Source organism: Bradyrhizobium sp. 31Argb (assembly GCF_043638955.1).
Lineage (GTDB): Bacteria > Pseudomonadota > Alphaproteobacteria > Rhizobiales > Xanthobacteraceae > Bradyrhizobium.
Genome location: NZ_JBEGDB010000301.1, coordinates 1 through 9,336 on the forward strand (window position 1 = coordinate 1; position 9,336 = coordinate 9,336).

At 57.8% G+C, this 9,336-nt stretch carries 10 protein-coding genes and 1 pseudogene; all 11 read left to right on the forward strand.

Annotation, left to right across the window (positions count from 1 at the left end; translation table 11 throughout):
• Positions 1 to 76: 76 nt before the first annotated feature.
• Positions 77 to 286: pseudogene (locus tag AAFX91_RS35065) on the forward strand (TrbI/VirB10 family protein); the annotation flags it as partial.
• A 177-nt stretch (positions 287 to 463) separates the two neighbouring features.
• Positions 464 to 1,153, forward strand: coding sequence for an IS21-like element helper ATPase IstB (gene istB / locus AAFX91_RS35070; RefSeq protein WP_394569595.1), 690 nt, complete (start codon positions 464 to 466; stop codon positions 1,151 to 1,153).
• Positions 1,154 to 1,616: 463 nt separating this feature from the next.
• On the forward strand, positions 1,617 to 1,973 hold the full coding sequence (locus AAFX91_RS35075; RefSeq protein WP_394569596.1) for a FliM/FliN family flagellar motor switch protein: 357 nt from the start codon (positions 1,617 to 1,619) through the stop codon (positions 1,971 to 1,973).
• Entirely contained in the window at positions 1,970 to 2,632 is a 663-nt protein-coding gene (gene sctR, locus AAFX91_RS35080; protein ID WP_394569597.1) for a type III secretion system export apparatus subunit SctR, read from the forward strand. The genes AAFX91_RS35075 and sctR overlap by 4 nt, the downstream gene beginning before the upstream one ends.
• A 26-nt stretch (positions 2,633 to 2,658) precedes the next feature.
• Complete coding sequence (gene sctS / locus AAFX91_RS35085; protein WP_394569604.1) at positions 2,659 to 2,889, forward strand: type III secretion system export apparatus subunit SctS; 231 nt, start codon at positions 2,659 to 2,661, stop codon at positions 2,887 to 2,889.
• 117 nt (positions 2,890 to 3,006) lie between these two features.
• Positions 3,007 to 3,771: a type III secretion system export apparatus subunit SctT gene (gene sctT, locus AAFX91_RS35090; protein WP_394569598.1), complete on the forward strand. Its 765-nt coding sequence runs from the start codon at positions 3,007 to 3,009 to the stop codon at positions 3,769 to 3,771.
• A 6-nt stretch (positions 3,772 to 3,777) separates the two neighbouring features.
• Positions 3,778 to 4,842: an EscU/YscU/HrcU family type III secretion system export apparatus switch protein gene (locus AAFX91_RS35095; RefSeq protein WP_394569599.1), complete on the forward strand. Its 1,065-nt coding sequence runs from the start codon at positions 3,778 to 3,780 to the stop codon at positions 4,840 to 4,842.
• A gap of 1,011 nt (positions 4,843 to 5,853) precedes the next feature.
• Entirely contained in the window at positions 5,854 to 6,384 is a 531-nt protein-coding gene (locus AAFX91_RS35100; protein WP_394569600.1) for a SycD/LcrH family type III secretion system chaperone, read from the forward strand.
• Positions 6,374 to 7,513: a type III secretion system translocon subunit SctE gene (gene sctE, locus AAFX91_RS35105; RefSeq protein ID WP_394569601.1), complete on the forward strand. Its 1,140-nt coding sequence runs from the start codon at positions 6,374 to 6,376 to the stop codon at positions 7,511 to 7,513. The genes AAFX91_RS35100 and sctE overlap by 11 nt, the downstream gene beginning before the upstream one ends.
• 43 nt (positions 7,514 to 7,556) lie before the next feature.
• Entirely contained in the window at positions 7,557 to 8,567 is a 1,011-nt protein-coding gene (locus AAFX91_RS35110) for a hypothetical protein (protein ID WP_394569602.1), read from the forward strand.
• Between the two features lie 52 nt (positions 8,568 to 8,619).
• Complete coding sequence (locus tag AAFX91_RS35115) at positions 8,620 to 9,150, forward strand: hypothetical protein (RefSeq protein ID WP_394569603.1); 531 nt, start codon at positions 8,620 to 8,622, stop codon at positions 9,148 to 9,150.
• Positions 9,151 to 9,336 lie beyond the last annotated feature (186 nt).

Genomic DNA, 9,336 nt, shown 5'->3' on the forward strand with positions numbered 1-9,336 from the left:
TGACCCCATGGGGTCAGTCCGCTGACCCCGCAAACCTCTCACAGAGGCGCTCTTACACAAAACTTCTGACACTCCCCTGTCAATCGTCGGCGATGCCTCTTCGATCGGGCGCCAGCAACTGCAAGACGGCTCGATCCAGATCAACAACACGGCTGGCGCAACCAACACCGCCGCCGGCATTGCCGTCGAGCAGTCCATCAACATCCCGCCGACGCTGAGCAAGAATCAGGGCGAGCTCGTCAATATCTTTGTCGCGCGCGACCTGGACTTCTCGTCGGTCTACCGCGGATACGGTCTTGTTTTCACGGTCGGCCTGGTGGTCACGTTCTCAGGCCGATGCGCGCGGTTTGTTTGACGACGTCAGCAGGCGGAATGACAGTATCGATCGAAGCCGTTTCTTTCATAGAGAACTCCTCCGGGCTTTGCGGTTAATCGAACACCTATTCACCTCGGCCTTGCCGGCATGGCAGCCGCCTACCGGCAACTGGCCGAACAGGACGAGGGCGCCGATCTCAGCCGGGATGAGTGGCTCGGCCTGATGCTCGATCGCGAGGCCGCCATGCGCGCCGACCGGCGACTGACCAATCGCCTGGCTGCAGCAAAGTTACGCTTCCTCGATGCCTGTATCGAAGACATCGACTTCGCCTCCCGCCGCGGCCTTGACCGGCGTAATACCCTGCAGCTGGCGCAAGGCGCCTGGCAGAAAGCCCACGAAAACCTCATCGTCACCGGTCAGACCGGCACGGGCAAAACCTGGCTGGCGTGTGCCTTCGGACGCCAGGCCGCCAGGCTTGATCATTCCGTGCTCTATTTGCGTGTGCCGCCTCTGTTCGAAGACCTCGCCTTGGCTCGTCTCGACGGTCGCTTCCCGCCGCTCATCGACAAGCTTGCGCGGGTCCAGTTGCTCATTCTCGACGATTGGGGCACCCACACGCTCAATGATCAGCAGCGCCTCGATCTCCTGGAAATCTTCGAAGAGCGCTACTGGCGTAGATCGACCATGATCACCGCCCAGCTGCCCGTCGCCCAATGGCACGACATGATCGGTGAGCCCACCATCGCCGACGCCATCCTCGACCGCATCATCCACAACGCCCACCGCATTGTCCTCGAAGGCGACAGCATGCGAAGAAAAAAGCCACACGCCCCTTGACCGAGGCTGAAAACAGCGAAACGAATACCAATTGACTTCAACAACCAGGCAACCAAAAGCCAGCGCCGCCACGCTGTCCGCGATTTAGCGAAACTACTGTCCGTTAGTTAGCGAAATCCCTGTCCCGTTTTTGTGAAATACGCATCTTGACGGCGGCACACCGGATCAAGCCTACTTCAACCCGTCGCCAATCCCCATGGCGGCCTAACCCCGGCAGAGGCTCCACTTATCGACACGGAGATTCTGTTCAGACAACCGGGACCGGCTCTCCGAACAAGATTAAGATCTCCAGCACAGGTTTCATATCGAAGAAAGGGGACTTGGCCGATCCCGCAGCTCTCCCGGGCTCTTCGGCTGCGGCAACTCCACCCCTTCCCAGCCGCTACAGTGTGCTTCTGACGACGGTAGGGCGCACGGTGACGTAATCCTGCTCGAAAACCAATCGGTGGGCAATGATGGCGCGATGACTGTTGTCGCGCACCTCTCTGACAGCCCCTGGTTTCGTGCCTCGATCCGGGATTGCCGCCTCTCTGTTCAATCAGTAGTGGATCGTTTGATGGATAAGCCGGAGTTCCTCCCGCCTGAAAGCCTCGATAGCATTAACCTGACCGTCGATGTGGATGTCGGACGCTTGACCATGCCGCTCGGACAGCTTCGTGAACTCGCTGTGGGACAGGTCATCGATCTTGGCTTTGATGCAACCACTAACGTTTCTTTGCGCGTCAATGGCCAAGTAGTCGCGACGGGTGAGCTGGTGCGCATTGCTGAGCGGACCGCGGTGCGCTTGCTGGAACTGCGCTTGCCCCGGCCGGAACGATGAACAAATTGCCCGATCCGGCGACGCTTGTCGTCCTGATGGGGGCCATCGCGGTCCTCCCTTTCGTTGCGATTACGGTAACGTCCTACGTAAAGCTTGTCGTTGTCTTTGGGTTGCTGCGCAACGCCCTCGGCGTTCAGAATATTCCACCGAACATGGCCTTGAACGCGATCGCTATCTTGCTTTCGGCCTACATCATGCAGCCAGTGGCGAAGAGCGCGTATCTGGCTCTGCGTGACAGGCCAATCGCGTACCAAACGTTCGGAGAATTAGTCGACACGATAGCGCTAGGTGCCGAGCCAGTTCGTGACTTCCTCGTGAAAAACACGTCCACGACAACACGTCATTTCTTCGTCAATACCACGCACAAGTTGTGGAGCAAGGACGACTCGGCTGTCGTGGTCGACAACGAGTTTTTGATCTTGATCCCGGCCTTCGTCACATCCGAACTGGAAGAGGCATTCAAGGTCGGATGCTTGCTGTTCCTGCCCTTCATCGTTATCGATCTCGTTATCTCCAACATTCTTCTGGCGATGGGCATGATGATGGTTTCACCAATGACGATATCTCTGCCATTCAAGCTGTTCTTGTTCGTTGCCGTGAACGGGTGGCAGCGCCTTATCCACGGCCTCGTCTTGTCCTACGCAGGACTGGCGTCTTGAATTCCGCCACGCTCGTCAACGTCGCCATTGAAGCGCTTACACTGTCGGTTGTGCTGTCCTTGCCGGCAGTCCTCGTCGCTACGATAGTGGGACTGATCATCAGTCTGATCCAGGCCATGACCCAGGTTCAAGAGCAGACACTTTCCTTCGCTGTGAAGCTGATAAGCGTAAATCTTGTGCTGGTCGCCACCGCGAGCTGGTTTGAGGAGCTTGGCCGGTATACGACGCGAATCTTCGACAAGATCGGCGCAGTGTAGGCGTCGGAGCTTGAGCGGGTCGTCGATTGTCCATCGCGTGCGGCATCTGCAGGAAGGACTGCGGCCGCTCTTCACCGTCCTGGTTGTCCTTTCATAATGCCACTTGATCCGGCTGAGATGCGTACCGCCCTCGTCGTTCTTGTGCTCGCGGTTGCACGCATAACGGGCATGATGCTGGTCGTCCCAGTCCTCGCGCGCAACATGCTGACAGGAATGGCACGCAACAGCGTGATCATCGCATTGTCGTTCCCTGTAATAGGACTCGCCTGGACAACGAGGCCTGAGGACCTCGACTTTGCCAGCCTGACGCTGATCCTGGGCCTCGGACTGAAGGAACTTCTGCTCGGTCTTGTGCTCGGCTTGCCAGTTGCTGCCGTCATATGGGGCGTGGAGGCGTGCGGCACGTTCATTGACAACCAAAGGGGTGCAACGATGGCCAGTCTGCTCGATCCGGCAAGCGGCAATCAAACATCGCCGCTTGGGACATTCCTGGGTGAGCTTTACCTCACATGGCTGTTCGTCACGGGAGGCTTCTCCAAGCTCCTGGAGGCACTCTATCGCTCGCATGAAATCTGGCCTGTGTGGACCTTTCGTCCGACAATTGGTCCAGCATTCGTCGGGGCGGTGCTGAGCCTCGCAGACCTCGTCATGCTGTTGACATTGCTCCTCGCCGGTCCAGCCATCGTCGCCATGTTCTTGAGCGAGTTGGGCCTGGCGCTAATTGGTCGGTTCGCGCCGCAATTGCAGGTCTTCTATGTCGCTATGCCGATCAAAAGCGTGGTTGGTTTGCTGCTGCTGATCCTGTCGCTCGCGACCGTTTTGGCCCATGCCGGCGATCACGGGCTATCGCCTGTCGCATTTGTTCGCCGCATCGCCATGTGACTGTTCATGTCAGCTGGTAAGAGCGAAAAGCCGACCCGTCAAAGGCTGCGCGAGCTGCGCAAGAGAGGACAGGTCGCTCAGAGCAGGGAGGTTGTCTCGGCGGTGCTGACCATTGGTTTCTTCGCCTTGCTAGTTGCCTCTTTGCCTCGCCTGGTGGATCGACTTGAGGCAGCGCTCCTGTTACCCATCGCGTATTTGAAAAATGAGAACTTTGTCGTTGTCGCGCTGCAACTCTTCGGATCGTATAGCCGTGAGATACAGAGTCTGACAATGCCGTTTCTCGGCGTCGTCCTGCTCGGCGGTGTGGGCGCCCACGTGTTGCAGACTGGAGTGCTTTTCTCGCCCTCAGCAGCCGCGCCATCGCTCATGAAGCTGAACCCAAGTGAGAACATCAGCAGGATATTCTCGTCGCAGAGCCTCCTCCAGCTGATCCGGTCAGTCGTGCAGGTGCTGTTGCTCGGTCTCGTTCTTCTACTTGTGGTTCGCGCAGGCGTAAGTTCCCTTGTATGGATCCCAACCTGCGGAGTATCCTGCTTGGCTTTGCTGACGGGTAACCTCTTATTCTATGTCGCGGTCTGTGCGGGGTCGATCCATCTTGTCGTGGCAATTGCGGACTTCGGGTTCCAGCGGTGGCAGTTCGAGAAGAGGAATATGATGTCGCTGGAAGAAGTGAAGCGAGAATACAAGGAAAACGAAGGCGATCCCTTGATCAAAAGTCGCCGCAAGCAACTTCGTTCGCAATTAATGGCCAAGGATCCTATTGCGCTATCGCGTAGTGCGACCTTGTTGATCTCCAATCCCACGCATATTGCAGTGGCAGTTTACTACGATGGGCAAGAGATTCCGCTACCCGTGATTGACGCTATCGGCACCGATCTCGTCGCACAGCAAATGATCGCGGCCGCCGCCGCCGCCGGCGTGCCGGTGATGCGAAATGTTCCGCTGGCGCGTGCGCTCCTGGAAGACGGTCTGGTAGATGAATATATCCCGTCACACTTGATTGAACCTATCGCAGAGGTATTGCGAGCGCTCGGGAATCTTGCGACCGAGACTGGTGGTGGTCGGCTCTGATTTCGTGAGGTCAGTTGCGAGCTTCGGAATAGTCACCATGGTGCGAATGAATCAGACCCCTTGGGGCCACCTGCGACGCCATCCTGACAGAACCGAGTAGTTTGTCGTGAATTGTTCGGCGACATTCACTCCCTTTTGCAGATCGACATGCCCGGCGGCTGCTTGCCCGCATACGTGATCATGCCTCATGAAACCTCGTCGTTTGGCGAGAAGGTCTGGCCAAGTTGCAAGATGCGCCTTCGGATCGCTATTGGATGCCCCCTAGCTAGGATGTGGGCAATTTAAGGCCGGGGCAGGTAGTGGCGGGTGGAACGAGAGGCGTCCGGAGAATGCCACGCGTTTCACATCCACGATATGTCGGTGTTGCGAACTCCCGCCCTCATCAGCTTTCAGGGAAAGCTCAAAATAATCGTGTTGGCCGAGATCGACTTGAACGGTAGCCACGCTTGCGCCGGGACGAGCGGCCCTATCATTCGTGCCGATGCACCCATAATGACTCAATATTTTGCACGCCGCTGACTCTCGGGTACCGAGGACAGGGGCCGTCCAGTACTCCTGGATGCCGATGTTGTTCTCGGCGTCGTTCGGTCGGGATAACGAGCATCTTGTGCAAGACGCTGTTTGTCCCAGCCCTGGCGTCGAGCCGCCGATCTGGCGGTCGACGTTCTCGAGTGGTTTGCACCAGTTAGCGGCATGGTGCGGTCGGACCTGGGTTGCATCGGCATGGAGTTGGTGAGGAAGCAAACGTGGATCTAGATGAAACGATACAAGAGTCCCGACAAACGATCGAGCAAATGGACAGCCTTCTGAGGAGGGCGGGCGCTCAACTTGAGTGGCTGGCTCAACTATCGGACACCGGGGCGGCCGGCCCGGATTCTCCTCCTGCGAGTAGCGGCGATTGCGACGGGGGCTCTGACGCAACTTATTTATGCGAGCGGGCCGCCCCAGGCGATATTTTGCCTTCACCCGAAACGACTTTGCATCTTTCATGGTTCGGACGAAGGGTGTGATATGGCGAGCGGGGTCGAGCAAGACCTGTTGAGCGATCCTGAGGCGGCCGATGCGATGGACGGTGGAGCCTTGTCGTGCCTCGCGCCAGACCTCATGGCGGGGCGCGCGACGTTAGGCGATGTCGTTGGCATTACAGACGAAGAGCTTGAGGCGCTATATGCGCTGGGTTACCGCTATTACTGTTGCGGCAAATATGAGCACGCGCTGAGTTTCTTTCGCTTTCTATGCTTGCATCGACACACCGACGCGCGATCCTGGCTCAGCCTGGCTGCTGCCAGTCAGATGCTTGAGGATGCAGAGGGTGCGGTGCAGGCTTACAGGTTGGCTGCGCTCCTGACCAGCGAGGACCCGCAGATGCCGCTTCGTGCTGCAGAATGTTTCGTCAAACTGGGGCGGCCGGCAGCAGCCATCGTCGCGCTCGGTGATGTCCTGACACTCAGCGCCGGAAATCCCGAGTTCGACATGTTCGCCTGGCGCGCGCGACGGATGCTCGACCGCCTGAAACCAGAAAGGAGCTCAAATGGTGCATAGCTTGATCGTAACCGGTTCGACCAGTGGGGCGCAGTACGAATACGAAGCAGGGGCACCGCTTGTACCCGGTCGCTCCTTGATTGCTCGTTCAGGCGCGCTCCATACGACAGCAGTCGGCAATTTGCCGCCAGCATTCTCCCGCGAAATCGTCGCATCGGGGTCGATTCCGAAGCTGGCGGTGCCGCGCGGGCTCGACCCGATCGAACTTGCTAACAATCTGCTGGCAGTGAGGATCAAAATGACTGACCGGCTAATTGCGAGCGGGATGGCGGATGTTCGACACGAAGGCGAACTGCTAAGGCAGCAGCACGAGACGATCGGCAACAAGATTATCGAAGCCGCAAACGCCATGGCGAAAGCGAAAAAGAGCTCACGCATAATGAAGTTCCTCGGGTGGCTCGCGGTCGGGCTCTCGGTCGCGGCTGCCGTGGTCACTGGCGGCACTCTTGCTACAGTTGCCGCAGCAGTTACAGTTGGCGTTGCGGTGCTCAACGAAACGGGAGTCGTCGACAAGATGACCCAGGCGATTGCCAAGCGTCTCATGAAAGATGGCAACATGGATGCGGCCCAGGCGAACAAAGTGGCTATCGGCATCACGATGGGCATCATATTGTCCGTTACCGTGCTGACGGCAGGCGCCGGGCTTATGGATGCAGGTGCGAATGGAGCCCGCGCGGCCGCGATGTGGAGCCGCCTTGGTGAGGCCGGCGCGTCGACTCTCCGTGGACTTGCCTCCCTCGCAAAGCAACCGGGCTCGTTGGCAACCGTCCTCGCAAGGGCCATGAATCAAGCCGCTTCCACGATCGCGGAGACAACCTCGAACGCTACCAGGATTGCTCAGATCAGCCAGAGGGTTTCGACTGCCGCTTGCGTTGGTGAGGCAGTTGCTTCGTTAGGCGAGGCCGCTGTGGGCATCGCGAATGGGGTTCAGCAGAAGGAGGCCGCGGACACTCAAGCGGACGCGTTGGACATAAGGAAGCGGATTACTTGGATGAAAGAGCTGCAAAACAACGAGATGGACTTCATCAAGCAGCTCGTCCTCGACCAAAAGGCGACCACGCAGAGGATTGCCGAGGCTATCGAGAGCCGCAGTGCCAGCGATGCGTCTCTCATCCGTGCCTTCGCCTGATCACTTCTAACAGCCTTCTCTTGCGAGCGTAAGGAGCGCATTCATGCTAAGTGCTGTCGAGCCTGTAAAAATTGCCGGCGTTGATCCATTGGACACTTCCGCGCAGCTTTCGCCGAGTGCGCCCTCTGTCTCCCTCCGCGGCGCCCGCGTACCAGAGGCGACCACTACTCAGTCGCTTGCCCAGAGTAATAACGGCGCGTCAAATTTTGCTCTGCTTGGAAACTCGGGGTCTCCTGAGCTGGTTACTCAGCAGACGCTTTCAGGTATTGCGCCCAAGCTCAAGGACTTTGCGACGGGAAGCAACATGTCGGCAGTCGCGGCACTCATTGTTCGTCTCAATTCTGAGCTTCGCAAAGCGGCAAGAGAGGACATGTGGGCTGCGGTCGGTGCCGATATCGCTGCGCAGGACGCGGCTGCCAAGTCGATTCGAAGCTCAGGGCTCTACCAGTTGTTTGGCTCAATCGTCGCATCGTGTGGCGCTATCGCCGGCGCCGGCATGAACCTCAAGGGTGCTCGCCAGAGTCAATTGCGATTCGAAAGTCATGCACCCAAGGCCTCGTCTGGCCTTGGCGCCCACACTCCTGATGGCATGGCGTTGCTCGGACTTCTCCGTGGCGTGCATCAGCGGCTACAGCTCCTCCCCTTCCCGCTGCGGACCATGCCCTCCGTAAAGGTCCCGGAGATCTCCCGGTTCCCGTGCAAGGAGCGTCCACACATGCCAGGGTCTACGACCACGCCGGACCATTTTGACGTTACGCGCATCGCTCACGCGCAAACCGCAGCCGCACAGGCGACCATGAAATGGGGGGGCATCGCTGCCATTACAACGGAAACGTCCAAGATCGCCGGGGCCGGCATGAACATGGCGTCCACTCAATGTCAGGAAGAAAAAGCGAAGCATGACGCGGATAGCACCAAGGCGAAGGCCCACGCGGAGGACGAAAGGCAATTCATCGATTACTATCAGACACAGATTCAGGACATGCTGAGCAAGCTTGCGGAGATGCGTAGTGCAGATAGCGAGACGAGGAGCAAACTCGTCAACATGGCATGAGTGCAACCCATCGTTTGAACAAACGATGTTTAGACCGGAAGGAAGGTAGAAAATGATGATTGGAAACGGCAGCGCGCCGTCCTACAGTGCGGACTATGCCATCACAGATGGGCAGTCGCTATATTCGACCATGATGCTGCTCATGATGGAGCGACACGGCATCTACGAGACGCAGCTCCGGGATAGTTATGCTAGCATGCAGGCGCGTAACGATCTTTTGAAAGACATGACTAGCGCATTGGCGACAATGCGGGCCGAAAGGCCAAATGACGAGAAGACTGTCTGGGGGTACGGCGACTTTATCGATTCGCGGGGCAAGACCCATAGCGTTTATAAGTTCATGCAGGAGAATGGCATCGCCATCGAGACGGTCAATAACGACGTGTGGGGCATACAGGCGGAGTTCGACGCCGCGATCAACAATCTTAAAGCGGCGATTGATAGCGCCAACAGCGAAGGGCAAATGGCAGTTATTTCGTTGCAAGGGCTTCTGGATAAGATCAATCAGGTCATTGAATTGACATCTAATGTTCTGTCGAAAGAGGAAAAGGACAAGGAGGCCGTCATTGGCAATATTCGGTAAAGAGTTGGCTCCGGAATTCCGGACAGGGCGACAAGTGGGGTTTCTGCCTGACGGTGGGCACGATTGCCCCGCGAATCAGGAGAGACGATGAGCAGAGGAACCCGTCGGCACTGAAATGGACCCGCGGAGCGGGACCGCTTGAACCGGTTTGTTAGTTGGAAACTGACCGCTCCTGATCCCTTTCTA

Excerpts from the sequence above, each read along its gene's own strand:
- istB (WP_394569595.1), top strand. The coding sequence starts at position 464 with ATGGCAGCCGCCTACCGGCAACTGGCCGAACAGGACGAGGGCGCCGAT.
- AAFX91_RS35075 (WP_394569596.1), top strand. The coding sequence starts at position 1,617 with ATGACTGTTGTCGCGCACCTCTCTGACAGCCCCTGGTTTCGTGCCTCG.
- sctR (WP_394569597.1), top strand. The coding sequence starts at position 1,970 with ATGAACAAATTGCCCGATCCGGCGACGCTTGTCGTCCTGATGGGGGCC.
- sctT (WP_394569598.1), top strand. The coding sequence starts at position 3,007 with ATGCGTACCGCCCTCGTCGTTCTTGTGCTCGCGGTTGCACGCATAACG.
- AAFX91_RS35095 (WP_394569599.1), top strand. The coding sequence starts at position 3,778 with ATGTCAGCTGGTAAGAGCGAAAAGCCGACCCGTCAAAGGCTGCGCGAG.
- AAFX91_RS35100 (WP_394569600.1), top strand. The coding sequence starts at position 5,854 with ATGGCGAGCGGGGTCGAGCAAGACCTGTTGAGCGATCCTGAGGCGGCC.
- sctE (WP_394569601.1), top strand. The coding sequence starts at position 6,374 with ATGGTGCATAGCTTGATCGTAACCGGTTCGACCAGTGGGGCGCAGTAC.
- AAFX91_RS35110 (WP_394569602.1), top strand. The coding sequence starts at position 7,557 with ATGCTAAGTGCTGTCGAGCCTGTAAAAATTGCCGGCGTTGATCCATTG.
- AAFX91_RS35115 (WP_394569603.1), top strand. The coding sequence starts at position 8,620 with ATGATGATTGGAAACGGCAGCGCGCCGTCCTACAGTGCGGACTATGCC.